23 protein-coding genes are annotated in these 26,327 nt (G+C 67.2%); 11 read left to right on the top strand and 12 right to left on the bottom strand.

Translation table 11 applies throughout. The features are described 5' to 3' along the window. Positions 1 to 24: 24 nt before the first annotated feature. The 8 genes from AC3FKG_RS21435 to AC3FKG_RS21400 all read right to left on the bottom strand — a co-directional run bounded on the left by AC3FKG_RS21435 (position 25) and on the right by AC3FKG_RS21400 (position 7,941). Positions 25 to 1,521, bottom strand: coding sequence for an amidase (locus AC3FKG_RS21435; protein ID WP_488744065.1), 1,497 nt, complete (start codon positions 1,519 to 1,521; stop codon positions 25 to 27). 274 nt (positions 1,522 to 1,795) lie between these two features. Beyond that, positions 1,796 to 1,972 carry a hypothetical protein gene (locus AC3FKG_RS21430; protein ID WP_483711926.1) on the bottom strand — a complete coding sequence of 59 codons (177 nt, stop codon included), beginning with the start codon at positions 1,970 to 1,972 and terminating at the stop codon, positions 1,796 to 1,798. A gap of 293 nt (positions 1,973 to 2,265) precedes the next feature. Then, complete coding sequence (locus tag AC3FKG_RS21425; RefSeq protein WP_488744064.1) at positions 2,266 to 2,988, bottom strand: GntR family transcriptional regulator; 723 nt, start codon at positions 2,986 to 2,988, stop codon at positions 2,266 to 2,268. A gap of 76 nt (positions 2,989 to 3,064) precedes the next feature. Then, positions 3,065 to 4,063 (bottom strand): 2Fe-2S iron-sulfur cluster-binding protein, encoded by a 999-nt coding sequence (locus AC3FKG_RS21420; protein WP_488744063.1) that lies wholly within the window; start codon positions 4,061 to 4,063, stop codon positions 3,065 to 3,067. A 59-nt stretch (positions 4,064 to 4,122) separates the two neighbouring features. After that, entirely contained in the window at positions 4,123 to 4,602 is a 480-nt protein-coding gene (locus AC3FKG_RS21415; RefSeq protein ID WP_488744062.1) for a GlcG/HbpS family heme-binding protein, read from the bottom strand. A gap of 24 nt (positions 4,603 to 4,626) precedes the next feature. After that, positions 4,627 to 6,072: an aldehyde dehydrogenase family protein gene (locus AC3FKG_RS21410; RefSeq protein WP_488744061.1), complete on the bottom strand. Its 1,446-nt coding sequence runs from the start codon at positions 6,070 to 6,072 to the stop codon at positions 4,627 to 4,629. Between the two features lie 26 nt (positions 6,073 to 6,098). Continuing rightward, entirely contained in the window at positions 6,099 to 6,830 is a 732-nt protein-coding gene (locus AC3FKG_RS21405; protein WP_483711931.1) for an iron-containing redox enzyme family protein, read from the bottom strand. Between the two features lie 178 nt (positions 6,831 to 7,008). After that, complete coding sequence (locus AC3FKG_RS21400; RefSeq protein WP_488744060.1) at positions 7,009 to 7,941, bottom strand: ornithine cyclodeaminase family protein; 933 nt, start codon at positions 7,939 to 7,941, stop codon at positions 7,009 to 7,011. A gap of 310 nt (positions 7,942 to 8,251) precedes the next feature. Here AC3FKG_RS21400 and AC3FKG_RS21395 point away from each other — a divergent pair, with 310 nt between their 5' ends. The 4 genes from AC3FKG_RS21395 to AC3FKG_RS21380 all read left to right on the top strand — a co-directional run bounded on the left by AC3FKG_RS21395 (position 8,252) and on the right by AC3FKG_RS21380 (position 10,961). Then, entirely contained in the window at positions 8,252 to 9,790 is a 1,539-nt protein-coding gene (locus tag AC3FKG_RS21395; protein WP_488744059.1) for a hypothetical protein, read from the top strand. A gap of 96 nt (positions 9,791 to 9,886) precedes the next feature. Further along, on the top strand, positions 9,887 to 10,261 hold the full coding sequence (locus tag AC3FKG_RS21390; RefSeq protein ID WP_488744058.1) for a 2Fe-2S iron-sulfur cluster-binding protein: 375 nt from the start codon (positions 9,887 to 9,889) through the stop codon (positions 10,259 to 10,261). A gap of 1 nt (position 10,262) precedes the next feature. Further along, complete coding sequence (locus tag AC3FKG_RS21385) at positions 10,263 to 10,580, top strand: ferredoxin (protein ID WP_488744057.1); 318 nt, start codon at positions 10,263 to 10,265, stop codon at positions 10,578 to 10,580. A 33-nt stretch (positions 10,581 to 10,613) separates the two neighbouring features. Continuing rightward, positions 10,614 to 10,961 (top strand): 2Fe-2S iron-sulfur cluster-binding protein, encoded by a 348-nt coding sequence (locus tag AC3FKG_RS21380; RefSeq protein ID WP_488744056.1) that lies wholly within the window; start codon positions 10,614 to 10,616, stop codon positions 10,959 to 10,961. Between the two features lies 1 nt (position 10,962). Here the strand turns inward: AC3FKG_RS21380 and AC3FKG_RS21375 are convergent, their stop codons facing one another. From AC3FKG_RS21375 to AC3FKG_RS21365, 3 genes are all read right to left on the bottom strand, one after another. Continuing rightward, the gene (locus tag AC3FKG_RS21375) at positions 10,963 to 12,684 is read right to left on the bottom strand and encodes a cobaltochelatase CobT-related protein (RefSeq protein ID WP_488744055.1); all 1,722 of its coding nucleotides are present in this window, start codon (positions 12,682 to 12,684) and stop codon (positions 10,963 to 10,965) included. Next, a complete protein-coding gene (locus AC3FKG_RS21370; RefSeq protein ID WP_483714379.1) occupies positions 12,681 to 13,637 on the bottom strand; it encodes an AAA family ATPase in 957 nt (318 codons plus the stop codon). The genes AC3FKG_RS21375 and AC3FKG_RS21370 overlap by 4 nt, the downstream gene beginning before the upstream one ends. A 116-nt stretch (positions 13,638 to 13,753) precedes the next feature. After that, a complete protein-coding gene (locus AC3FKG_RS21365) occupies positions 13,754 to 14,581 on the bottom strand; it encodes an IclR family transcriptional regulator (protein WP_483711938.1) in 828 nt (275 codons plus the stop codon). A gap of 314 nt (positions 14,582 to 14,895) precedes the next feature. Here AC3FKG_RS21365 and AC3FKG_RS21360 point away from each other — a divergent pair, with 314 nt between their 5' ends. The 6 genes from AC3FKG_RS21360 (at position 14,896) to nadC (ending at position 23,494) form a co-directional block, all read left to right on the top strand. Further along, positions 14,896 to 16,332: an amino acid permease gene (locus AC3FKG_RS21360; RefSeq protein WP_483711939.1), complete on the top strand. Its 1,437-nt coding sequence runs from the start codon at positions 14,896 to 14,898 to the stop codon at positions 16,330 to 16,332. Positions 16,333 to 16,439: 107 nt separating this feature from the next. Beyond that, positions 16,440 to 17,981 carry a MocR-like pyridoxine biosynthesis transcription factor PdxR gene (pdxR, locus tag AC3FKG_RS21355; RefSeq protein ID WP_483711940.1) on the top strand — a complete coding sequence of 514 codons (1,542 nt, stop codon included), beginning with the start codon at positions 16,440 to 16,442 and terminating at the stop codon, positions 17,979 to 17,981. A gap of 238 nt (positions 17,982 to 18,219) precedes the next feature. Continuing rightward, entirely contained in the window at positions 18,220 to 18,624 is a 405-nt protein-coding gene (locus AC3FKG_RS21350) for a nuclear transport factor 2 family protein (protein WP_483711941.1), read from the top strand. Positions 18,625 to 18,640: 16 nt separating this feature from the next. Beyond that, positions 18,641 to 20,107, top strand: a complete 1,467-nt coding sequence (locus AC3FKG_RS21345; protein ID WP_483711942.1) for an NAD(P)/FAD-dependent oxidoreductase — start codon at positions 18,641 to 18,643, stop codon at positions 20,105 to 20,107. Positions 20,108 to 20,291: 184 nt separating this feature from the next. Further along, on the top strand, positions 20,292 to 22,358 hold the full coding sequence (gene fusA, locus AC3FKG_RS21340; RefSeq protein ID WP_488744054.1) for an elongation factor G: 2,067 nt from the start codon (positions 20,292 to 20,294) through the stop codon (positions 22,356 to 22,358). A gap of 302 nt (positions 22,359 to 22,660) precedes the next feature. Then, on the top strand, positions 22,661 to 23,494 hold the full coding sequence (nadC, locus tag AC3FKG_RS21335; protein WP_483711944.1) for a carboxylating nicotinate-nucleotide diphosphorylase: 834 nt from the start codon (positions 22,661 to 22,663) through the stop codon (positions 23,492 to 23,494). A gap of 108 nt (positions 23,495 to 23,602) precedes the next feature. On the opposite strand, the gene AC3FKG_RS21330 is transcribed toward nadC, so the two are convergent. Then, a complete protein-coding gene (locus tag AC3FKG_RS21330) occupies positions 23,603 to 24,148 on the bottom strand; it encodes a MarR family winged helix-turn-helix transcriptional regulator (RefSeq protein WP_483711945.1) in 546 nt (181 codons plus the stop codon). 353 nt (positions 24,149 to 24,501) lie between these two features. Here AC3FKG_RS21330 and phnN point away from each other — a divergent pair, with 353 nt between their 5' ends. Beyond that, positions 24,502 to 26,310 (top strand): phosphonate metabolism protein/1,5-bisphosphokinase (PRPP-forming) PhnN, encoded by a 1,809-nt coding sequence (gene phnN / locus AC3FKG_RS21325; protein ID WP_483711946.1) that lies wholly within the window; start codon positions 24,502 to 24,504, stop codon positions 26,308 to 26,310. Positions 26,311 to 26,327 lie beyond the last annotated feature (17 nt).

The raw sequence follows: 26,327 nt of genomic DNA, 5'->3' as shown, positions 1-26,327 counted from the left end.
CGCTCCCTGTGGTGTAGGTCTGCTTTAGTGGTGGGGGTTCGCCTGCAACATGGAGGGCTGCGGCGGGGGCCGGAAAGCGTAGCCAGCCTCTTCGAGCAGGGCCGCGAAACGCAAGGCGGTGAGATCCTGGTAGCGGCTGGCGACGATCTGCACGCCGACCGGCAAGCCGCTCGGCCCCGGCCCGATCGGCGCGACCGCGGAAGGCAGTCCGCACAACCCGGAATGGCCGGCCCAGAACAGTTGCGTGGTCATGGGCTGCGCATCGCCGTTGACGGTGAGCGTGCGGGTCCATGGTTCGCCCGCTTCATCGAGCGCGAACGCGGTCGTTGTCGCGGCCGGGCACAGCAGCACGTCATGGTCGGTGAAGAAGTGGCGCCACGCGGCCGCGAAACGTTCGCGTGCCGCCTGCAGGCGCAGCCAGTCGCGATGGCTCAGCGTCGCGCCCGTGTATTGGAGCGCCGCGTAGGAAGCCTCGCCCACGGGAATATCGGCGGCATGGCGAAGCGCATCGGCATAGGCCGCGTCATCCATGTGGACCGCGGTGGTCGCGCGCAGCAGCGTCACATAGGCATGCCACAACTCGGCGGCATCGAAATCCGGCCGGGCGTGCCAGTCCACGCGCGCGCCCTCCCGCGCCAGCCAGTGGCCAAGCTGCGTGATCTGCGCGGCGACCTCGCCGTCGGCATCTGCCTGCGGATGGGTGGGCAGCACGGCAATGCGGAAATCGGCCAGCCGGCGGTGCGCACAGGTGGGCAGTACAAGCCGGTATGCGGACGCCAGATCGCCGTGCGGGCCTGCGATGGCGCGCAACACGGGATCGAGGTCATGCGCACTGCGGGCCAGCGGACCAGCCACGTTGATGTCCTGCTCGCCAAAGCGCGCCGGGCCCGTGCCGTGGCCATCCAGCGGCACCAGGCCATGGCTGGGCTTGAGAGAAAATACTCCGCAGTAGTGGGCCGGATTGCGCAGCGAGGAGCCGATATCCGACCCGACATCGAAGGCCGACAACCCCGCGCACACCGCCGCCGCGCTGCCGCCCGATGAGCCGCCCGGCGTGCGCGACGGATCATGCGGGTTGCGTGTGGTGCCGTAGATGTCGTTGTAGCTCTGCCAGTCGCGCAGGCCGAGCGGGACGTTGGTCTTGCCGAGCAGCACGGCGCCGGCGTCGCGCAGGCGCTGTACGACCACGGCATCGCGCCGCGCCACATGGCCGCGCAAGGCCGGGTTGCCACAGGTAGTCGGCCAGCCGGCAACGTCGAACGATTCCTTGATCGAGAACGGAATGCCGTCGAGAACGCCCCGAACCTCGCCGGCGCGGCGGCGTCGGTCGCTTTCCTGCGCGGCGGCGCGGGCAGCGTCGAAATCCGTCAGCACCAGCGCGTTGATGGTCCCATGCCACGCATGCCAGGCGGCCTCGCAGGCGTCCACCAGTTCCACCGCCGAGACTTCCCCGGCGGCTAGCCATTGCGCCATCTTCCACAACGGCGCAGGGCCGGCGGGGCTCCGGTGAGGCAGGTTCACGTCGACTCCTGTGTCGTTATCCGTGCGGGCGATGCACGGTGGGGGCGTTGGGAGAGACTACGGAGGGACTGCTATTTGTGTTTCGGTATACTATATTCAATATCGCCGGAACAGCAAGAGATTATGGACGAGCGTGACACTGCCGTGTCGCGTCGTCAGCGAGCAGGATATCTTCGAGGGGAAGGAAGTCGGCAGGAAGAACACCTGCCGGAGAGGTTAGCGGCTGCTCCGCAGCGACTGGGGCAGCCGACTCGATCAGCCCAGGGTGACCCGATCAGCAGTGATTGTGGCGGGGCGAGTGCCCGACCAGCGCGCGGAAAAAACGGCCGATATCGCGAAGATGCAAAGGCACCAGCGGCGTCGCATGCCGGACCGCGTCGCGCGCCGCGTAGTAACGCAGCAGTTGCTGACCGACGGGTTGCGATAGATAACGTTGCTCGGGCGACTTCATGGTAAATCCCAATTGAATCTAATTGACTACAGTATACACAAAATTGGTGCGGTGCGCCATAACGCGGTGCGCAATGCACTGTTACCGGGCATGCAAAACCGCCCTGGCAATGGGACTGCACCCATCAGGACGCGGAGGCGCAATTCAATATAGTCGGATCTCCGGGTCCCGAACGGACCGGCAACGTTGGCGGCATGCGCCGGCTTTTGCGCGCCGCGGGCGGGAGGGGGGGAGGGACGGAAAATGTATCGCGGAAGACGGCGAGAGCGGTGGCCGCTGGCGGAGGACGCGCCTCAGGCGGCCTGGCTTTGGGCCCCGCCCTGCCCTTCGAGCGGCAGTTCGGCCGCCTTGGCGGCACTATGGACATGGCGTGCCGCCAGCAAGGCGGCGAGATCGGCATCCCCAGCGATGACGGCCTGCAGGATCTGGGCGTGCTCGTCCCAGTTCTGGCGCGCGCGCACCACGTTTGCCGGCCCGAACAGCACGGCGGTGCGTTCGCGCAGCGAGCGCATCATTTCCTGCAGCACGCTGTTGGCCGCGATGGTGCCGAGCACTTCGTGGAAACGGCTGTTGAGCGCGAGCAACTCTTCCGTGCGGCCCTGCGCGGCGGCATCCATGCCGTTGCGCAACACCGCCTCGAGTTCGGCAATCAGTGCCGGGTCGCGGCGCTGCGCTGCCAGCTTGGCGTTGAGGCCTTCGAGCGTGGCACGGACTTCCACCATCTCGCGCGCGATCACCGGCGACAGGCTCGCGACCGACGCGCCGCGGCGCGGCTCGATCAGCACCAGCCCTTCGCTGGCCAGGGCGCGCAAGGCCTCGCGCACCGGAATGCGCGACACGCCCAGTTCGGCCGACAGCCGGTTTTCCACCAGCCGTTCGCCCGGCGCGTACTGGCCGTTCAGGATGCCTTCACGCAGCTTGTCGGTGACAAGCGCGAACAGTGGCGAATGGCTGGCACCTAGGCTGAGCGGCTCGGCAGTCTGAGCAGTCGAGGCAGTGGGCGATGTATTGGCCATGGATTGGCGGAAGTGGAAACGGACGGTTTGGCCGCCATTGTATACCAAGCCTCCGGCTGTATACCGCCATGTCTTATCAATCGCGCTGGAACGTGAAACTGTCCGCGTAGAGATGGTCCGGACTGGCACCGCGCGCGAGGAATGCGGCGCGCGCGTCACGGATCATGTTCGGCGATCCGCACAGGTAGATGGCATGCTCGCTGAGATCGCCCAGGTCGGCCAGCGCCGCGTCGTGCACGTAGCCGCGCCGTCCCTGCCAGCCATCGCCGGCGCGGGACAGCACCGGCACGTACTGGAAGTCGTACAGCCGCTCGCCCCAGGCCGGGATGTCGGCGTGCAGGTACAGGTCATCTGGCTGGCGCATGCCCCAGTACAGCGACACGGGCGGGCAGTCGGGATCGTCCATCAGCGATTCGAGGATCGCCTTGATCGGCGCCAGCCCGGTGCCGGTGGCCACCATCAGCAAGGGCCGGTAATCCCGGGCCCGATAGAAAAAGGAGCCGAGCGGCAGTTCGACATCCAGGCCGTCACCGGCCTTCAGCCGCGGCAGCACGCCATCGGTGAAGGTGCCGCCCGGGATGCGGCGGACATGCAGGTCGACCCGCCCCGCGCTCGGCACCGAGGCCATCGAAAAGCTGCGCGCGAGCCCATCGCCGGTGACCAGCTTCAGGTACTGGCCGGGGCGATAGTCGAGCGCGCCGGCCTCCGGCAACTCCAGCTCGACATGCAGCACGTCTGCCGACAACGGCCGCACGCCGCGCACCACCGCACGGTGCCGGGCCGGCTCGGCACAGGCCTCCTCTTCGCGCGCGGTGCTGATGACCAGGTCGCCCAGCGGCTGCGCCTGGCAGGCCAGCGCGTAGCCGGAAGCGGCCTCGTCCTGCGCCAGGCCGAACGGCTCCTCGTCATAGCGCACCTGCCCGTCGAGCAGCCGGATGCGGCAGGTGCCGCACCCCCCGAGCTGGCAGTCGTGCGGCAGGGCAATGCTCGCACGCCCGGCGGCCTGCAGCAGCGTTTCGCCACGTTCGACAAAGAAGACCTGCTGCGTCTCGGCGATCTGTATGCGGTACGACATGGAACCTCCGCGCAAGGGTGATGGGTGGCGTGGCGCCGGAATGCGCTTGCTTGTTGCGCTTACTTCTTGATATCGGCCTGCACCAGCACCTTCAGTTCCTGCGGTGCCAGCAGCTCGGCCAGCGCCTGCAGCGCCGCGACGCCGGCCTGCGTGTCCTGCTCGCCGTTGCCGCCGGACAGGCCGATGCCGCCGATCACCTCGTCGTTGACCACGATCGGGAAGCCGCCCACGAACGCGGCGAACTTGCCTTCGAAGCTCCACTGGATGCCGAACGCCTCGTTGCCCGGCAGCGCCGGCCCGTTGGGCGGCGTGGTGAACAGATGGGTGGAGCGCTTATGCCCGGCGGCCGTGAAGGCCTTGTTCCAGGCGATCTGCGGCCCGGTGATGCGGGCGCCGTCCATGCGCTCCAGCACGAGCGGATAGCCGCCCTCGTCGACCACGCAGATCGACTCGAGCACGCCGATTTCCTCCGAGCGGCGGATGGCCGCGGCGACCATGTGGCGCGCCTCGCGCAGTTCCAGCTTGATGGCTTTCTTCATGTCTGACTCCTTGCGACGGCGGGCTCAGGCGCCCCGGTAGACCGTCTTGATCTGCGTATAGAACTCCAGCCCCGTGCGGCCCGACTCGCGGAACGTCGACGTGCTCGAGCGCTTGAGCCCGCCGAACGGCGCGTTGACCAGGTTGCCGGTGGTGGTGCGGTTGACCTTGACCGTGCCGGCCTCGATGTCGGTGGCGAAGTGGTGGATATAGCGCGGGTTGCTGGTGACGATGGCCGCTGCCAGCCCGTACTCGGTGTCATTCGCCTTGGCGATGGCATCGGCGTAGTCACTGAAGCCGAGGATGGCGATCACCGGCCCGAAGATCTCTTCGCGCGCGATCCGCATCGACTGCGTCACGTCCGTGAACACGGTCGGCGCGACATAGAAGCCGTGGTCGAACGCGCCGCCGGTCAGCCGTTGGCCGCCGCACAGCAAGGTCGCCTCGGACTTGCCGATGTCGATGTAGCGCAGCACGCTTTCGAGCTGCTTCTGCGAAGCCAGCGGGCCCAGGTCCATGCCGGCCGTCATGCCGCTGCCGACCTTGAGGGTCGCCACCCTGGCCAGCAGCCGCTCGGTGTACGCGGCCCTGATGGAGTCGGCCACCAGCACGCGGCTGGTGCCGGTGCATGCCTGCCCGGACAGCGAGAAGCCGCCCTTGATGGTCAGGTCGACCGCGCGGTCGAGGTCGGCATCCTCCATCACGATGAGCGGATTCTTGCCGCCGAGCTCCATCTGCGTGCGGGTCGTCAGCGGCACCGCGCGATGGATCTGCTCGCCGGCGCGCGACGAGCCGGTGAACGAGATCGCGCGCACGGGCTGCGCCTCGGTAATGGCCGCGCCGATCTCGGCCGCGCTGCCGGTGATGAAGTTCAGCACGCCCTTGGGCAGCCCCGCCTTGATCAGCGCCTCGGCCAGCCGGTAGCCCGACAGCGGCGCCTCGGACGACGGCTTGAACACGACCGTATTGCCGGTCACGAGTGCAGGCGCGATCTTGCGGGCCGGGATCGACACCGGGAAGTTCCACGGCGCGATCACCGTTACCACGCCGAGCGGCTCGCGCTGACTGTAGACCAGCTGCTCGGGGTCATCGTTGGGAAACACTTCGCCGGTGAAGGTCTGCCCTTCCACGGCGTAGAAGCGCAGCGTCTGGGCCGAGCGCAGGACTTCGTCGCGCGCCAGCGCCAGGGCCTTGCCCTCTTCGCGGGTCAGCTCGGCCGCGATGCTGTCGGCGTTGGCTTCGAGATGGTCGGCGGCGCGGTTCAGGACCGCAGCGCGCTTGCCGACCGGGGTCTTCTTCCAGCCGTTGAAGGCCGCGGCCGCAGCCGCGACGGCCGCCCGCGCGTCCACCGCCGACGATGCCTGGAAGCGGCCCACGAGATCGCCGGTGTCGGCCGGGTTGACGTTGTCGAAGGTCCGGCCCGACTGGCAGGCCGTCCATTCACCGTCGATATGGTTGAGGAATACGTTCATCGTCGGTCCGGTTTGCGCGGCGCGGCTCAGGCAGCCATCTCGAGTTCGGGCAGCGGCAGTTCTTGCGCGACGTAGTCGTGGTAAAGCGCCGTCGTGTACAGCAAGCGCATCTGGGCGCCGATTTCACAGATCTTCAGGCAGCGCTGCTGCAGCTCGGGCGTGTTGGCGTGCTCGAGCACGATCTGGTAGCCGCGCTCGCCGTGGATCTCGTCCGAGACGATATGCAGGTCGAAGAACTCGACCTCCTCGTCGGTGAACTGGTATTTGTCGCGCAGCGTCGGGGTCTGCTTGCGGTAGATCGACGGCACCTGCGATTCCAGCCCGACCACCAGCCCGGCCACCGCAACGATCGGGTCCTCGCGCATGGCCACCGCATAGCACCAGGCCTGCAGGCCGCGGGTGGTCGGCGACATGTTGTCCGGATCGATCACGCGCTCGCGGGTGGTGCCGCAGGCTTCGGCAAAGCGGATCAGCAGGTCGGTATGGCGGTCGCCACCAATCTCCTCTTCGTACATGTTGGCGAGCAGGAAGTCCTTGGCCTCGGTGTAGCGGTCCGGCGTGCGGGCATAGATGTAGCCCAGGTAATCCGCGAACGGACCGACGTAGTGGTAGTGGTTCTCGGCCCAGCGTGCGAGGTGGGCGCGGCTCAGCTTGCCGCTGGCCCAGGCCACGCTGAACGGCGCCTTGTTGGCGCTCTTGCCCTTGATGGCTTCTTCAAGGGCGGCTCGGAATACTTCGCGGTTCATCAGTTCGGCCATGACGGGGGCTCCTGGTTGGCGGATGCAAGGCGATTCGGTGGGTGGGGATGCCTGGATCGCTTGGGGATCGATCACGTCGGCATGTTTGTATACTATATACAGATAGCTTGAGGCCGCAAGTGCTTCGTTGACGAATCACGACGGGGTTTACCCGGCGCAAAGGCGAGCCGAAGAGGAGTCAGGCCGCGCGAAGCTCCGCTGCACCAGCCATGCGCGACCACGCAAAGCCGGCCAGCGCCACGTCTTCCAGGCCGACACCGACCGACTTGTAGATGACGATGTCGTCGTCCCGCTGCCGCGCCGACACCTTGCCGAGCACGACATCGCCCAGCTCGACGAGCTTTTCCGCCGGCAGCGCCTGGGGATCGGCCAGCACGATGTCGCCGGCCTCGCGGGTCGACTGCGGGCGCCACTCGACCACCACGGCGGCGGCGCGGCGCAGCGCGGTGTCGTCCAGTTCGCGCGTATGCGGCAAGCTGGAGCCGATGGCAGCCACGAAGGCCCCGGGCCGCAGCGACGCGCCGGGGAACAGCGGCGTGGTCGCACGCGAGGCGGTGACGACGATGTCGGCCTCCGCCACGGCGGCATCCGGCTCGGCCAGCGCCACCGGGATGCCACACAGTTCCGCCAGCCGCGCGGGCATGCCGGCATCGGCATGCGGGTCCGACACCAGGATGCGTTCCAGCCCCAGCGTCGCGCTGAGCTGGCGCGCGTGTTGCATGCCCTGCGTGCCGGCGCCGAACAGGGCCAGCGTGTGTGCGCCCGGCCGCGCCAGCCGTTGCGCGGCGAGCGTGGTGCACGCAGCCGTGCGCAGGCGCGTGATGGCGCCGGCATCGAACGAGGCGAGCGGCCTGCCGTCCTCGGTCGAAAAGATCAGGATGACGAACGAGAACTGGCCGTTGATGGTCGTGTAAACCTTGGCGCCGGCCACGCCCTGTTGCGGGATCACCGCGCCCAGGGTGGACAGCTTGACGCCGCCCGCCTCGGTACGTATGCGCTCCTGCATCGCCGCATCGCCTCGGCCGAAGCTGGCGAAAGCCGCTTCCATGACCTGCCGGGCGTCTTCGGCGCTGACATGGGCGTCAATCATCGCGTCTGTAATGTGCTGCATGGAAACTCCGCTGTTGGGGGATTAGAGAAATGACCTGGAAGCGCTTGAGACCCAAACCCTCGCAAAACGGTATACAGTCTACATATCTGGCAATATTCAGGCAAACTGCAAATTCGCCGTCACCAGCCGGGTGGACGCCACAACCATATGGTTTCTGCGGCAGCAAGGCGACATTTACCGACATGGCTACGCGTAAATCCCGATGAAAATCTGCTTGGCTGCCACCTCTTATGGAATATAGTATACCAACGTGATTTTCTGCTTCGCCGGAAAATCGCCCCCACAACCCCTCCGCCCCCAGGGAGTTTTCATGTCACAACAAGTCGTGATCGGTGCCGCGCACTGGATCTATCTGGCAGGGGTAGCAGTCATCGTGCTGACGATGATCCTGCGCGCCAATGTCGTGGTGCCGTCCATCATCGGCACCGCCCTCGTTGTCTTTGCCCTGACAGGAAGCCCGATCTCGGCCCTGGGTGGCGTGTTTTCCGCCAGCCTGGTTGCCGCCCGGGAGTTGTTCAACATCTTCCTGGTGATTGCATTCATGACGGCGCTGCTCAATGCGCTCAAGACGCTGCGCTCGGACATCCGCATGGTCGAGCCCTTCCGCATGGTGATGAAGAACGGGCATTCGGCCTTCTTCATCCTGGCGGGCATCACCTATGTCATCTCGCTGTTTTTCTGGCCCACGCCGGCGGTGCCGCTGGTGTCGGCCATCCTGTTGCCGGCGGCCATCGCGGCGGGGCTGCCGCCGCTGGCGGGTGCGATGGCCATCGCCATCGCCGGCCAGGGCATGGCACTGTCGTCGGACTACGTGATCGGCGTGGCGCCCGGCATCAGCGCCAAGGCCGCCGGCGCGGCGGTGAGCGCCGCCGTGGTGGCCGATCGTGCGCTGGCGCTGTCGATCATCACCGGCGGCATCGCGCTGTGCCTGGGCTACCTGTCGATGCGCAAGCACATCGTGCCGGCCAGCGGCGCCCTGCTCGACCGCTGGCAGGCACGTGCGGGCGGCACCGCGGCGCCCGCCGATGGCGGCGGCACGTTCGACAAGGCCGAGATTGCGCGCGGCACGGCCCATCCCGAGCCGCTGGCCACCGACAGCAACATCGAGGCCAGCCTGTCGATGGTGGCCCTGCGCCGCGTGAAATGGTCGAAGTGCTTTGCGATCGTGACGCCCCTCGCCTTCCTCGCGGTGGTGGTCATCATGGTGATGCCCAAGCTCGGCACCAGCGTGCAGGATCTCAAGGGCGGCGACGCGGCCGCGCTGGTAGGCGGCGTGGCCGCCGTGCTGATGATGTTCGCGACGCTTGCCGCCGAAGGCCCGCGCCGCATGCTCGACGTGTGTCCGGAACACATTACCGACGGCTTCGTCTTTGCCTTCAAGGCGATGGGCTCGGTGCTGCCGATCGCGGGCTTCTTCTTCGTCGGTGCCGGCGAAACCGCCGCGCAAATCCTCGGCCTGCCGCCCGGCAAGGCGCCGAGCCTGCTGTTCGAGCTGATCCAGGCCTACCAGCACACCATCCCGGACAACCACGTGCTGGTCGCGTTCGGCGTGCTGCTGGTCGGCATGATCACCGGCATCGACGGCTCGGGCTTTGCGGGCCTGCCGCTGACCGGCACCCTGGCCGGTGCGCTCGGCCCGGTGGTCGGATTCGATCCCGCCACGCTCGCCGCAGTCGGCCAGATGGGCGCCGTGTGGACCGGCGGCGGCACGCTGGTGGCGTGGTCGTCGCTGATCGCGGTGGCCGGCTTTGCCCGGGTGCCGGTGCTCGAAGCGGTGCGCGCGCTGCTGATGCCGGTCCTGATCGGGCTGGCCTGCTCGACCGTGGCCGCGATGTTGTTGTGGTCGTAGCAGACCCAGGCAACACCGCACCGAAGCTTCCCTTACGTTCCTGAATCCGGCCGGACGCCGCCCTCGCGGCAGCTTCCGGCCAGCACGCTCCGTACCATGCCGACCGTTACCTTCCACAAGCAGGGCCAGACCTTCACCGACGAGGTCAAGCCGCAGACCAACCTGGTGGTCCGCGCGGGCATCCGCCAGTTCCCCTATCCAAACCTGCGCTACGAGTGCGGCATGGGCAAGTGCTCCAAGTGCGCCTGCCGCGTGATCGCCGGGGCCGAGCACCTGCCGCCGCCCAACTGGAAGGAAAAGAAGCAGCTCGGCGAGCGGCTGGAACAGGGCTATCGCCTGGCCTGCCAGCTGTGGATCGAGCACGACATCGAACTGGCCCAGGACGACCTGCCCGCTACGGCCCCGGCTGCCAGCGGCACCGTGGCCACGACCACGGTGGCCGCCGTGGCGACCGACAGCGTGGACGCCTGACATGTTCGTCCTGCTCACGAGCCGCCCCGGCCAGTTCCGCACCGAGCCCGCCGACGGCATGACGGCGGTCGAGGCCTACGACTACCTGTTCTACGGCAAGCGCACGGCGCGCTTCGTCATTGCCGAACTCGCCGCCGACACCAAGGTCCGCGTGCTGGAGGAAACGCCGCCCGGCATGGTCAACCTGGTCTCGACCAAGTTCCTCGACAAGTACGCCACGCTGGAGGCCGCCCGCGCCGCGCTGCGCGAGCTGGCCCGCTTCGGCACCATGGACATCACGCTGGTGCCCACGCCCGTCGCCACGGGCGGACTGTCCTGATTCCCCTCATTTGCCGCGCCACCCCTCATCGCCATGATCCAGATCACCTTCCTCACCAACCAGGGCAAGACGGTCAGCGCACCGCCGGACAGCAACCTGCTGCGCGTATCGCTGCGCGAACAGGGCGGCATTCCCTTCAAGTGCGGCGGCGGGCTGTGCGGGACCTGCAAGTGCCGCATCGAAACCGGCCACGAGCATACGGATGCCATCAAGCCGAAGGAAAAGAAGCTGCTGACCGAAGCGGAACTGGCAAGCGGCCACCGGCTGGCCTGCCAGACGTTTATCCGCGGCGATATCGCCGTGTCGTGGCAACCGCGCACCGCGGCCCGTGCGGCAGCGGACAGCGCCGCCCCGCAGGGCGAGTGTTCGCCGAGCGTCTGAGCTACCGGCGCCGCGCCGCGAGCAGGTCCGCCACTTCGTCGAGGATCGCCGTATCCACCGGCTGCGACAGGTCCAGCGCCAGCGCATGCCGGTAATAGGGACTGAGGTCGAGCCCGACGCCAAGCCCGAGTACCTCGACGTCGCGCAGTGCCGCGTGCCGCGCGACCACTGCCTTCAGGTGGTTGTCGAGGTAGCAGGCGTCGTTGGCCTGGCCGGTGGCCGTATCCATCGGGCTGCCGTCCGACACCACCAGCAGGATGCGGCGTGCCTTGCCGGTGGCATGCAGGCGCGCGCAGGCCCACTCCACGGCTTCGCCGTCGATGCCCTCGCGGAACAGGTCGGGCTTGAGCAAGGCGGTGATGTCGGTGCGGGCGCGGCGCCAGCTGCGCGCGGCGTCCTTGAACACCATGTGGCAGGTTTCATTGAGGCGGCCCGGATGCGCGGGGCGGCCGCGCGCCAGCCAGTCGGCCCGGGCACGCCCGCCGTTCCAGGCGCCCGTCGTGAAGCCGAGCACTTCCGTGGCGACGCCCGCCTCGTCAAGCGCGCGGGCCAGCAGGTCGAGCAGCAGGGTCAGCGGCTCGGCGCGCGCTTTCATCGATCCTGAGCAGTCGACCAGGAAACCCACCACGCAATCGGCATGGCTCCGGTACGCCTCCTGGCGGAACAGGCGGCGCTCGGCCGGCGAGCTGACCAACTGCGACAGCCGGCGGCCATCGATACGGCCACTCTCCTCGCCAAAAGACCATCCGTCCACGCGCGGTTGCGCCAGGGCGGCACGCAGCCGGCGGGCCAGGCGCGCCACGTTCACACCCGCGCGCGCGATGCGGGCGTCGAGCTGCGTGCGGTACTCGTCGAGCAACGCGCGCCGCACCAGCGTCGCGGCAGGCACCTCGCGGTCGTAGCGGGTGGTAAAGACGCGGTAGCCGTCGCGGGCCTCGGCCAGCACGCGGCTGTGGCCGCTGTCGGCGACGGCGAATTCCTCCACGCGCTCCTCTTCGAAATCGAGCCATAGCGCAAACCCGGCACGCGCTGCGGATGCGGCGTTGTCGTCGTCCTCGCCCACATGCGGCGCTTCGCTGCGGATCATCTGCGCGACCGCGCGAGCCAGTGCCAGCGCATGCACGGCAAACGCAGCCTGGTCATGGCGATACACCTTCAGTCCCGCCAGCGAGGTGCCCAGCACGGGCACGATGGCCGCGCGCGTGGCCTCGATCAGGTCTTCGGTTTCATCGAGCACCGGCTCGCCGCTCAGGCGCGACCAGGCGATTTGCGCCACGGTATAGAGCAAGATGCCGAGCTGGCCCTCGGTCAGGCCCGAGCGATGAAATGCGCGCGACCAGGCCTGGAAGCGATGGCGCAGGTTGGCGGCCATGCCGACCATGCCGCGCGGCACGCAGGTCTCGCAGCGCAGTTGCTCCAGCAGTTCGAACAGCAGCCGCTCGACCGGGTCAGCCGGACAATGGCTGCGGTGCAGCGCGGAATCGGAATGCGCGAGGCGCAGCGCGGCGCCATCCGCGGCGCCGCGCAGGCAGGCCGCGCTGTCGGTGTCCGGATCGGTACGCAGGTGCGGCGCATGCTGCGGCACGGGCCGCATCGCACGCCAGAGCCGGCCATCGCGAAAGTGCAGCGCGGCGTCGCCGGTGAGCGCGCGCACGGCAGCACCGGACAACGCATCCTGGCGCTGGCGACGGCGCAGCCGCTGCGCGCCCGCCGCCGCACTCATTGCGCCGGCTCCGACTGGGCCGGCTGTCCCGCCGCTTCGCCGGGCAGCGCGCCGAAGCAGCGCTGGTAGTACTCGGCCACCACGGGACGCTCGGCCTCGTCGCACTTGTTCAGGAAGGTCAGGCGAAAGGCCAGCGCCGGATCGCGGAAGATCAGGCAGTTCTCGGCCCAGCTGATCACCGTGCGCGGCGACATCAGCGCGGAGACATCGCCCGCGGCAAACCCGCGGCGCGTCAGCGACGCCAGTGCCACCATGGCATCGACCTGCGCCCGGCCGTCGGGATGGTCCAGCTCCGGCACGCGCGCCAGCACGATGCCGGCCTCTTCCACATGCGGCAGGTAGTCGAGCGTGGCCACCACGTTCCAGCGGTCGATCTGCGCATGGTTGAGCAACTGGGTGCCGTGATACAGGCCATTGAGGTTGCCAAGGCCCACCGTATTCGATGTCGCGAACAGGCGGAACGACGGATGGGGATGGATGACGCGGTTCTGGTCCAGCAGCGTAAACTTGCCGTCGCGTTCCAGGATGCGCTGGATCACGAACATCACGTCGGGCCGGCCCGCGTCGTATTCGTCGAAGATCAGCGCCACGGGCCGCTGCAGCGCCCACGGCACGATGCCCTCCTGGAAAGCGGTGACCTGCTGGCCATCGCGGATGACGATGGCGTCCTTGCCCACCAGGTCGAGCCGGCTGATGTGACCATCCAGGTTCACGCGCACGCACGGCCAGTTCAGGCGCGCGGCCACCTGCTCGATATGGGTCGATTTGCCGGTGCCATGCAGCCCCTGCACCATCACGCGCCGGTCGCGCATAAAGCCCGACAGGATGGCCAGCGTCACCTCGGGCTGGAAGCGGTAGGCCGGGTCGATCTCCGGCACATGGTCATCGCGTTCGCTGAACGCCGGCACCATCAGGCCGGAATCGATGCCGAACAGGCTGCGCACCGGGACCATGCGGTCCGGCCGGCCAAACTCCTTCTGCGTCACGTCGTGCTCCTCTTCTCTTGCCTTGCTTGTCCTGGCTTGCGCGGACAACAGGACAGGCCGGGAGCCGGCGTCGCCCGCTTGCCCTACTCGTCCTCGTCCGCGCCGCCCCATTCCGTGCCGCTTTCGGCTTCGATGGCCGCCAGCGCGCTGGCCGCCCGCCGCAGGGCGGGCAGCATCTGCAATGCCTTCTCGTGCGCCAGGCGCATCACCGGGGCCTGCAGCGCCAGCCCCAGGTTCGATTTCCCGCCGTCCGCCGCCGGCACCAGCACGCCGATGCACAGCAGGCCGGGCAGGAATTCCTCATCATCCATCGCGTAGCCGTCGCGCTTCACGCGTTCGATTTCCGCTTCCAGCGCCGCGTGGTCGGTCAGCGTGTTGGCCGTGTAGCGTTCCAGCTCCGCGTGCGCCAGGAGGCGCTGCCGCTGCGCCGGCGCCAGTTGCGCCAGGAACAGCTTGCCCGTGGCCGAGCAGTGCGCCGGCACGCGCGAGCCGGGGTGCAGGTAGAACCGCAACGGCGCCGCCGTCTCCACGCGGTCCAGGTACAACACCTCGCCGCTCGAAAACGCGGTCAGGTTGCAACTCTCGCCCACCTCTTCCACCAGCTTGCGCAGCACCATATGGCGCGCGCCGTGCGAGGTGTTGTTCAGCAGCAGGTTTTCCGCCAGCCGCCGCAGGCGTAGCCCAGTGCCATAGTGGCGGCCGTCGCCGTTGCGCTGGACCATGCCGGCCGCCTCCAGCTGCTGCAGCATGCGGTGCAGCGTGGGCTTGGGCAGTCCGGTTTCTTCCACCAGCGCCTGCAGGTTGAAGGCGTGATCCTTGGTGGCAATGACTTCCAGCAGGCCAAAGAGACGCAGCGCCGGCGTGTCGCCGTCAGGCTTGCTGTCGCTCTTGGCAAGACGCATATCGTTCATGCCTGGCTCCCATCATAGTCAAGTTTCAGTTTCAGATACAAATCATATCAATTCTTGAAATTTCCGGTTGACCTTCCACGTCAGAGGACCTACATTCCGAGTACGAAAACATTTATCGGAACAATATGTTCCGTTTTACAAGGTAAACCCGGAGATACAAATCCATGCACAGATGATTTACACCGCCCTTGCGCACCAAATGGGGTGACCGACCACGGTAATAGGCCTGCGAGAACGCGCAGCGCCGACTATTACAGACAGAAAGACGCCGTGGCGGCTGACAGACAAGCAGTCAGCAGTACAGGAGACACAACATGACCCAAACACCGCAGCCCTCTTCCGGGCTATCGCACGGCCTCAAGCAGCGGCACATGACCATGATCGCCCTGGGCGGCGTCATCGGCGCCGGCCTCTTCGTTGGCAGTGGCGTCGTCATCAAATCCGCCGGTCCCGCCGCGGTCCTTTCCTTCCTGATCACCGGCCTGCTCGTGGTGCTGGTGATGCGCATGCTTGGCGAACTGGCCTGCGCCATGCCCGGCGGCGGCTCGTTCTACGAATACGCCCGCGAGGCCTGGAGCGACCGCCCCGCCGTCGGCAGCCTGGCCAGCTTCCTGACCGGGTGGATGTACTGGTACTTCTGGGTCATCGTCGTGGCGCTCGAAGCCGTGGCCGGCGCCGACCTGGTGCGCTACTGGCTGCCCGACGTGCCCAACTGGACCATCAGCCTGGTGCTGCTGATCATGCTCACGCTGACCAACCTGATCTCGGTCAAGTCCTTTGGCGAGTTCGAGTTCTGGTTCGCGTCGATCAAGGTGGCCGCGATCATGGTGTTCCTGTTCGTGGCGGGCGTGTATGTGCTCGGCCTGGCGCCCGGCGCCCATGGCATGAACGTGGCCAACCTGACCGCAAACGGCGGCTTCATGCCGAATGGCATCGTGCCGGTGCTGACCGGCGCCGTCGCGGCGACGGGCTTCTACTTCGGCGCGGAGATCGTCACCATCGCCGCGGCCGAAACCGCGGAGCCGCAGAAGGCCGTGGCAAAGGCGACCAACTCCGTCATCACGCGCGTGCTGGTGTTCTACGTCGGTTCCGTGCTGCTGGTGGTGTGCCTGGTACCGTGGAATGCCACCGGCATCGCCACGCCGTACGTCAGCGCGCTCAACGTCATGGGGATTCCGGCCGCCGCGCAGATCATGAACGCGATCGTGCTGACCGCCGTGCTGTCGGCGCTGAACTCGGGGCTGTACGCGTCGTCGCGCATGCTGTTCGCGCTGACGCGCCGCGGCGATGCACCGCGCGCCCTGGCCCGCGTTAGCCGCAACGGCGTGCCCACGCGCGCCATCCTGGTCGCCACGCTGTTCGGCTACGGGGCGGTGATCATGTCGTATGTCTCGCCGGACAAGGTCTTTGCCTTCCTGGTCAACTCGTACGGCACGGTTGCCATCTTCGTCTACATCCTGATCGCGGTATCGCAACTGCGGCTGCGTGCCCGCCTGGAGCGTGAAGCACCCCACCTGCTCAAGGTGCGGATGTGGTGCTACCCGTACCTGACCTGGTTTGCGATCTTCGGCATGCTGGCGATCGTGGTGGCCATGGCGTTCATTCCCGATCAGCGCACGCCGCTGGCGTTGGGTGTGGCCAGCCTTGGGCTGCTGGTGTCTGCCTATATCGTGCGTCACCTGTTTCGTCGAGGCGTCCCGCAGGTCGCCCCCCTAGCCGAAATGCCCCGGCCGGACCTGCATGAGTTTTGACCGGGCCTGAAGTGGAGATGGGCATGGGCGCGGGGATGGGATACTCTGTCCTCCGCGCCTTTGCCCTTTTTTGGGCGGTTGGCAATCCACAAACAAGACGTGCCCTTATGACCAACAAGCTGACCCCTCCCATGTGGGACCAGCTCTTCCAGCAACACGCCCACTCCGGCCTGAGCCTGCAAGGCAAGATCCGCCAGATGCTGGTCTCCGCGATCCTGGACGAACAGCTCCCGCTGGGCATTCCGCTGCCGAGCAGCCGCGAGATGTCCGCGCAGCTGCGCGTGGCGCGCAATACCGTGGTACTGGCCTACCAGCAGCTCGTGGACGAAGGCTATCTGATCTCGCGCGAACGCAGCGGCTATTTCGTCAACCCTGAAATCCTTGGCGCGCGCGTGAGCGGCGTCGCGTCGCTGCGCGGCGCGCCTGCCCCCGACACCCATGGCAGCGCGCGGCCCGACTGGGATCGCCGCTTCGTCTTCCGCCCGACTCACCAGCGCAATATCGTCAAGCGCCATAACTGGCGCGATTACCCGTACCCGTTCATCTACGGCCAGTACGATCCGGTGCTGTTCCCCACCGCCGACTGGCGCGAGTGCTGTCTGAAGGCGCTGAGCGTGCTCGATATCCACGAGTGGGCGCAGGACATGATCGTGCGCGACGACGAATCGCTGGTGCAGCAGATCCGCACGCGCGTGCTGCCACGCCGCGGCGTGTGGGCCGGCGCCGACGAGATCGTGATCACCGTGGGCGCGCAGCAGGCCCTCTACCTGCTGTCCGACCTGTTGGCCAGCGCCGATACCCCAGTGGGCATCGAAGAGCCAGGCTATCCCGACGCGCGCAATATCTTCGGCCGCCATACCTCGAAGCTGATCCCGCTGCCCATCGATGCCGAAGGCGTCATCCCGTCCGATGCGCTGCGCGCCTGCGACTACGTCTACGTCACCCCCAGCCACCAGTGCCCCACCACGGTCACCATGCCGCTGGCGCGTCGGCAGGCGCTGCTGCGGCAGGCGGAAGACGCGGACTTCGTGCTGATCGAGGACGATTACGAAAGCGAGAGCCGCTTCGAAGGCGACCCCACGCCCACGTTGAAGAGCCTGGACCGCAACAACCGCGTGATCTACGTCGGCAGCCTGTCCAAGAGCCTGGCGCCGGGGCTGCGCATCGGATACATCGTCGGTCCCGCCGAGCTGATTGCCGAACTGCGCGGCGTGCGGCGGCTGATGCTGCGGCACCCGTCCGCCTACATCCAGCGCGCGTTCTCGCTGTTCCTGTCGCTGGGGCACTATGACGCGCACCTGCGCCGCCTGTCCGCCGCGCACCGGGCACGTGCCGAAACGGTGCTGTCGGCGCTGGCCGCCCACATGCCCGAGTTCCGCCCGGTGCCCATTGCCGGCGGCGCGTCGTGCTGGATCGAAGGGCCGTCATGGCTCGATGCCGATGCGCTGGCGCGCCTGGCCGAGTTGCAAGGCGTGCTGATCGAGCCGGGCAGCGTGTTCTTCATGGGCGAACCGGCGCCGCGCAATGGCTTCCGGCTCGGCTATTCGTCGATCGCACCCGAACGCATCGAGCCCGGTATCCGGGTGCTGGCCAGCGTGGCGCGCGAATTGCACGCCAGCCTCCCCGCGCGGGGCGCATCGGCCGCCTGATCCGCCTGGCGTCGGGAAAAAGGGCGACCGCCCGGCCGTTGCGCCGGGCAGTCGCCCTTTCTGCATTTCCGTGCCGCCGCCTGCGCTGCCTCGCGCCCTCCGTTGTCCGGCAACCGCTGGCCCAAGCGATTCCCGCCAACTGGTCCTACAGCGCAACGCGCGCTCTCCCTATCCTCAAGTCATGGCCGATGCGCTGCCCCCCGCCGCCGCATCGTCACGCGATACCAAGGAGACGCAAATGAACAAGCCCAGCAACAACCCGGTCGGCACCGACCTCCTGCAAGCCTTCAACGACGCCTGGAACCGGCACGACATCGACGCGCTGATGGGCTTCATGGCCGACGACTGCGCCTTCCACGGCGTGGCCGGCGGCGAAGTGCTCGGGCGCAGCTTTATCGGCCGCGATGCCGTGCGCGACGGCTTCGTGCTGGCCTGGCAGACCTTTCCCGACGCCTCGTGGACGGAGGGCGAACACTTCGTCTCCGGCGACCGCGGCGTAAGCGAATCGACCTTCCGCGGCACCCGTGCCGACGGCATGCGCATCGAGGCACGCATGGTCGACGTATTCACGTTCCGCGACGGCAAGATCGCCGTGAAGAACGCCTACCGCAAGGATCGCCCGCCGGTCAGCAACGCTGCCTGAGCACCGGAGACGCGCCATGGAAGCTGTAGCCACCCGCAACATCCTCACCGGCGACAATAGCGGCGACAACACCGGCGGCAATGCCACCGCGCCGTCGCGGCCGTACGACCCGGCCTACGATCCGCTGCACACGCCCACGCCGGGCCAGGGCCGCGAATACGCGCCGACCTACTGGATCGGCACCGCCGGCGAGCCGCCTGCCGACGATGGCCCGATCACGCACGATATCGACGTGGACGTCGCCATCATCGGCTCTGGCTTCACCGGGCTGACCAGCGCCATCTTCCTGGCGCAGGAACACGGCATCAAGGCGGTCGTGCTCGAAGCCAACCGCGTGAGCTGGGGTTGCAGCACGCGCAACGGCGGCCAGGCGCAATGCGCCTCGGGCCGCCTCAAGCGCTCGCAGTGGATCCAGCGCTACGGCCTTGACACGGCATTGCAACTGCATGAAGAAGTCTGCGCCGGCATGCAGACCTTCAAGGACCTGATCCGCGACATCGACTGCGATCCGCAGCCCGGTGGCCACCTGTATATCGCCCATCGCGACAAGGCCATGCCCGCGCTGGAGAAGGAAGCGAAGATCCTGCGCGAGGTCTTCAAGTACGACGCGCGCATTTTCGACGCCGACACCGTGCGGCGCGAGTATGTCGACGACAAGGAAGCCGCGGGCGCGATGCATGAACCCGAGGGCATCGGCATCCATGCCGGCAAGCTGGCCTTCGGCTACCTGCGCCGCGCGCGCGCGCTGGGCGTCAAGGTGCATCCGTCGAGTCCGGTGACCGGCTGGGAAACCCGCAATGGCGTGCATTACCTGCGCACGCCCGGCGGCATCGTGCGCGCCCGTGCGGTGGGCGTCGCCACGGGCGGCTACACCTCGCAGTCACTGCATCCGCAGCTGAAGAACCGGCTGTTCCCGATCCTGTCGAACTCCATCGTCACGCGCGTGCTGACGCCGGACGAGATCGCGGCGTGCAATTTCCGCACGACCCAGGTCATCACCGACACCCGTATCCTGCGCCACTACTACCGCCTGATGCCCGATGGCCGCCTGCAGATCGGCAGCCGCAGCGCGATCACCGGCAGCGATGCACCGCAGGACCAGTACCGCCAGAAGCTGATCAACGACATGTACCGCAAGTTCCCGGCGCTGCGCGGTATCCAGATCGACTACTCGTGGTGGGGCTGGGTAGATGTGAGCCACGACATGATGCCCCGCATCACGCAGCCGGATCCCGCGCAGTCGATCTATTACGCGATGGGCTATGGCGGCAATGGCGTGATGTATTCCGCGCAGGCCGGCAAGCGGCTGGCGGCGCTGATCGCCGGGAAAGGGGCGTCGCTGCCGCCGCTGCCGATCTTCGGCTCGGCGCTGCCGTTCCCGAACGTGCGCGAGATGGTGGAGTCCCAGGCGTTTGCACCGTTCCGCCGCATGGGGCAGCGCTTCCTGTACCACTGGTATCACCTGAAGGACGAAGTCATCTGAGCGGTGCCGCAACGGCCGGACCGGCGGGATATGCTGCAACGCAGCGTCCGGCTGGTCCCGATCCCGTGTGACGGACGAGAAACACCTTTGTCTGTTGCCACCCGTTCGCCGGCCGCGCGCATATGGTGCTTCCAGCAATTTTCGCCAATAATGGCCTGACTGCCATTGCCGGACGAGAGCTGCCATGCACTATAGTCCCGACGCAATTCGTACCATCGCCCTGCTCGGCCATGCAGGGTGCGGCAAGACCTCGCTGGCCGAAGCGCTGCTGCACCGGGGAGGCGCCCTGCATGCCCCCGGCAGTGTCGAGCGGGGCTCCACGGTCAGCGATTTCGATCCGCTCGAACGCAAGTTCCATCACTCACTCACCTCCGCAGTCCTGCACGTCGACTTCCGCAACACCCGCATCTACCTGCTCGACACTCCGGGCTACCCCGATTTTTCCGGCCAGGCCATCAGCGCCTTGCCCGCGGTGGAAACCGCGGCCATCGTCATCAATGCCCAGACCGGCATCGAGATGACCACGCGGCGCGCCATGGCCTGGGCGCAGGCGCGCAAGCTGTGCCGGATGATCATCATCAACGGCATCGACGGCGAGAAGGTCGACCTGCCCGCGCTGCTGGCCGACATCCAGGAAGCGTTCGGCAAGGAATGCCTGCCGATCAACCTGCCGGCCGCGGGCGGCAGCAAGGTTGTGGACTGCTTCTTCAACCCCGCCGGGGAATCCGACTTCCTGAGCGTGCCGGCCGCGCACGACGCGCTGGTGGACCAGGTGATCGAGATCGATCCCGAGCTGATGGAGCTTTACCTGGAACAAGGCGAGGCCATCCAGCCCGAGCAACTGCACGCGCCGTTCGAGCGCGCGCTGCGCGAAGGCCACCTGGTGCCGATCTGCTTCACCTCCGCGGCCACCGGCGCTGGCGTGCCCGAGTTGCTGGACGCCTTCGTGCGGCTGCTGCCGAACCCGACCGAAGGCAACCCGCCGATGTTCTACCGCAGCGTCGGCGAAGGCAGCGACGGCGCCGAGCGCAAGCAGGAAGTGCGTGCCGAACCGGTGCCCGACAAGCACGTGCTGGCGCACGTCTTCAAGATCGTGATGGATCCCTACGTCGGCAAGATGGCCGTGTTCCGCATCCACCAGGGCACGGTCACGCGCGACAGCCAGCTCTATATCGGCGATGCGCGCCAGCCGTTCAAGGTGGCGCACCTGCTGCTGCTGCAGGGCAAGGAACACGAGGAAGTGCCGCACGCCGGACCGGGCGATATCTGCGCGGTGGCCAAGGTCGACGAGATCGGCTTCGACGCGGTGCTGCATGACGCCACCGAAGACGGCAACATCCACCTGATCCCGCTGGAGTTCCCGACGCCGATCTATGGCCTGGCGATCGAGCCCGCACGCCGCGGCAATGAACAGCGCATGGCCGAAGTGCTGCACAAGCTGGCCGCCGAAGACCCATGCCTGCGCATCGAGCATCCGGCCGGCACCAACGAGACCGTGCTGCTGGGACTGGGCGAATTCCACCTGCGCTGCGTGCTGGAGCGGCTGACCGAACAGTACAAGCTGGAGGTGGTCACGCGGCCGCCGCGCATCGCGTATCGCGAGACCATCGGCGGCTCGGCAGAAGGCCATCATCGCCACAAGAAGCAGACCGGCGGCGCCGGCCAGTTCGGCGAGGTGATGCTGCGCGTAGACCCGCTGCCGCGCGGCGAAGGCTTCGAGTTCGTCGACGCGGTCAAGGGCGGCGCCATTCCCGGACAGTTCATTCCGGCCGTGGAAAAGGGCATTCGCCAGGCGCTGGACTGCGGCCCGCTGGCCGGCTTTCCGATGCAGGATGTGCGCGTGACCGTGCTCGACGGCAAGAGCCACCCCGTGGATTCCAAGGAAGTGGCATTTGCCGCCGCCGGACGCAAGGCGTTTATCGACGCCGTGCTCAAGGCCCGGCCCAGCGTGCTGGAACCGGTGGTCGACATCGAGGTCATGATGCCGGACAGCGCCATGGGCGACGTGATCGGAGACCTCTCCTCCAAGCGTGGCCAGGTGCATGGCACGCGCACGGGCGCCGCCAACACGGTGATCGTGGCCGGCAAGGTGCCACTGTCGGAACTCAACGACTACCAGTCGCGCCTGAACAGCCTGACCGGCGGTCATGGCAGCTACACCATCCAGTTCAGCCACTACGAGGGCGTGCCGCCCGGACAGCAGGACAAGATGGCGGCCAGGCACAAGGCACAGGCCGACAACGCCGGCTGACGGCGGCGGCATCCGTTGCATTGCGGCTGCGGCACCCCCGCAGCCGCCGCCACTGCGCTCGACCGCCGGCTCGAATTGACGCCGGCAATACCTCCTCCTTCCATTCCCCTCCCGCAGAACCACAGCTTTCCCACTGGCCACCCCGCTTGCCCGGCATGTCCGGGCGCGGCCAATGGTGCCTCGTCCAATAATATTAGACATCGAATTTTGTTGACAGGAGACGTACAAGTGCTAGGATTGCGCCATGTACTTCGATATCTAAGATAAATCGGGTACGACAACCGACCACTCAGGAGCGCCACATGTACGACATTTTCTCCACTGACAAGCTGATCGATCTCTGGCTGACCGAGGACATCGGCATCTGCGACCTGACGGTCCAGACCATGATCGAGCCAGGCGAGACAGGCACGTTCTGCATGAATGCGCGCGAGCCGATGATCATCGCGGGCATCGACGTGGCCGCGCGCATCTTCGCCCGCTATGACCCGACCCTTTCCATCGACGTGCGCGTGGCCGATGGCGACAAGGTCGGCAAGGGCGCGGTGCTGATGAATGTCAGCGGCAATGCGCGCAGCGTGCTGACCGCCGAGCGCACGGCGCTCAATATCATGCAGCGGCTGTGCGGCATCGCCAACCTGACGTCACGGTATGTCGAGGAAATCGCGCACACCAAGGCACGCCTGATCGATAGCCGCAAGACCACGCCGGGCCTGCGCGCGCTGGAAAAGCACGCCGTTACGTGTGGCGGCGGGCTGAACCACCGCCTGAGCCTGGACAACGGCGTGATGGTCAAGGACAACCATATCGCCGTGTGCGGCAGCATTGCCGCCGCTGTCGAGCGCGTGCGCCGCAAGCTCCCGGTACTGACCAAGCTCGAGGTCGAGTGCGATCGTCTCGAGCAGGTGCGCGAGGCACTGGATGCGGGGGTGGATGTGATCATGCTCGACAACATGTCGTTGCCCGACATGAAGGAAGCCGTGCAGATCGTCAACGGCCGGACCAAGGTCGAGGCTTCGGGCGGCATCCGCCTGGAAACGATTCGCGCGGTGGCGGAAACCGGCGTCGATTACATCTCGACCAGCAAGATCACGCAATCGGCGCCGGCCGTCGATATCGGTCTCGACGACGCCTGACTGTCCGCTTGCTGGTCCTCAATATCGCCTGAATCCGCTCCTCGTCTACCCGAGGGCACTTCTTCCCTTGCCGGCCCGGTCCGGCGAGGGACTTTTTGCATGGCGGCCTCAGAGATCCGACAGCAGCCGCCCCACTTCCTGCGTCGAAGGCATCCTGCGGCCGCTTTCCGCCAGCGCCGCTTCGTCGGCCACCAGCTTCTCGGCAATCGAGATCAGCACGCGGCGCGTGGTCAGCACATCCTCTTCCGTCACGCCATCGACGCTGATCGCATTGACTTCCTCGGCCAGCGGTTCCAGCTTGCGCCGCAGCGCGCGGCCCGCCTTGCTGAGAAACACGTGCACCTTCTTCTTGTTCCCCGGCAGGTGCATGCGCTCCACATAACCGAGCGCTTCCAGCGCCTTGACGGCCGAGAAGGTGGTGGGCTCGGTGACGCCCGCGCGCTCGCTCAGTTCGCGCTGCGACATGCCGTCATGGCGCCACAGGATCCGCAGGATCGTCCAGTGTCCATACGACACGGAATGCTGGGCTAGCCGCAGCTGCAACGAGCGGATATAGGCGCGCGCAGCGTCCTTGACCAGGTGCGCAAGGCGCTCTTCGTCGACTTCATCGGGCGGCGTGATCGTGACCGGGGATTCCTGCTTTTTCGTGGCCATAGCGGTGACATAGGGAAGCGCTGCGAGCCGCCCCTGCCGCAAGCGCCAGGAGCGGGACGGTGCACATGATAGCGCTTCCCGCCATCGTCCACCCGGTTCGCGCGCGGCTTCATCGCGTTCCCGCCGTTCAGCAATCACTACATCAGTGCAGCGTGCGCGACGGCGATGCATGCCGCACTGCCACCGCGCATCACAGATCCCGGTGTTTTCCCCTAGAAGGCCGCAAATACCGCGTACACACTCGGTTTGCGGGAGCTGGCCCGTTGCTTGCATTAACTTAGACATCGAACTTATCTTGACAGCCTCCGGTCCGGTGCTAGCATACGAAAATATCTTCGACGTCTAATGTAATCATGAAAGAGACCGGCACGTTCTTCCTTGTAGTGGGCCCCAGCGGCGCAGGCAAGGATTCCCTCATCGATGGTGCGCGCGCCGCGCTCGACCACAGCGAGTACGTGTTTGCGCGGCGCGTCATCACGCGTCCGAGCGGATCGCCCGGTGAAGACCATGAAGGCGTGGCCGAGGACGAGTTCACCGAACGCGAACGCAACGGCGAGTTCCTGGTGACCTGGAACGCGCACGGGCTGCGCTACGGGCTGCCGCAGTGGCTGGTGGGACTGCTGGAGGCCGGCAAACACGTCGTCGCCAACGGCTCGCGCGGCGTGATCGCCATGCTGGCGCGGCAGCTGCCCCGCTTCGTCGTGGTCAACGTGACCGCGCCGCACGAGGTGCTGGCGCAGCGGATCGCCGCGCGCGGGCGCGAATCTGGCGATGACGTGCTGCGTCGCGTGTCGCGCCAGGCGCCGCCGATGCCCGATGGCGTCCGGTGCGTCACGGTCTCGAACGACAGCACGCTGGATCTCGGCGTGGCGCGTTTCACCGATGCCCTGAAGCACGGCCTCCATGCCGATGCCGCCGCGCATCCTGCAAGCCGGCGCCACCTGGCCGCGAAGCTGGACGGCCGGCCACTGGATGAAGGCGCCTACGAAGCCATCCTGCGCGATGCCATTGCGGGCCGCTACACCGAGCAGGAACTCACGGCCTTCCTGACCGCCGCCACGCGCTCGCTCGACGACGCCGAGGTGGTCGCGCTGGCCCGCGCGCGCACCCGCTTCACCCCGCGCATCGAATGGGACGAGCCGATCGTCGTGGACAAGCATTCCATGGGCGGCGTCCCGGGCAGCCGCATCACGCTGATCGTGGTCCCGATCGTCGCCGCCTACGGGCTGGCGATGCCGAAGACTTCCTCGCGCGCGATCACGTCGGCGGCCGGCACGGCCGATGCCATGGAGACCATCGCGCGCGTGGACCTGACCCATGACGACGTGCGCCGCTGCGTGGCCGAAGCGCGCGCGTGCATCGCTTGGAACGGCCGCATGAACCATTCGGTCATCGACGACGTCATGAACGCCATCACACGCCCGCTCGGGCTCGATTCGCGCCGCTGGGCCGTGGCGTCCATCCTGTCGAAGAAGGCCACCGCCGGCGCCACCCACGTGATCGTCGATATTCCCTATGGTCCCCAGACCAAGCTGTCCACGCGCGCCGACGCCGAGGCGCTCGCGTCGCTGTTCGATGAAGTCGGCAAGGGGCTGGGCCTGCACGTCCGCGCGTGCGTCACGGACGGCACCCGGCCGATCGGCCGCGGCATCGGCCCTGCGCTGGAAGTCCGCGACGTCCGGCTGGTCCTCGATAACCACCCTGACGCCCCCGCCGACCTGCGCGAAAAGGCCTTGCGCTTCGCGGGCGAGATCATCGCATTCGATCCACGGGTGGAGTCGCCGGCGCAAGGCCTGCGCATTGCCACGGCGCTGCTCGACGACGGCAATGCCAGGGCCGCGTTCGACCGGATTGCCGCCGCGCAGGGCATCCGCCCCGATCCTGTGGCGCCGGGTTCGCATACCCATCTCGCCATCGCCCCGGCATCCGGCCGTGTCGGCGCCATCAACGGCTGGCAGATCTCGGGCATTGCGCGGGCGGCGGGCGCGCCGCGTCGCGCGGGCGCGGGCATCGACCTGCTGTGCACGATCGGCGAGTCCGTCGCGGCGGGCGAACCGCTGTACCGCATCCATGCAGAGAGCGCCGAAGCGCTCGCCGCGGCCGTCGCCCTGACGCGGCCTGCCGGCGAATGCCCGGGCGCAGTGCGCGTTGATCCCGATTGACCTGGCCTTCCCTTTCC

The organism is Cupriavidus sp. 22TCCZM04-2 (assembly GCF_057798895.1).
This window is presented reverse-complemented; position numbering and strand designations above follow the sequence as displayed.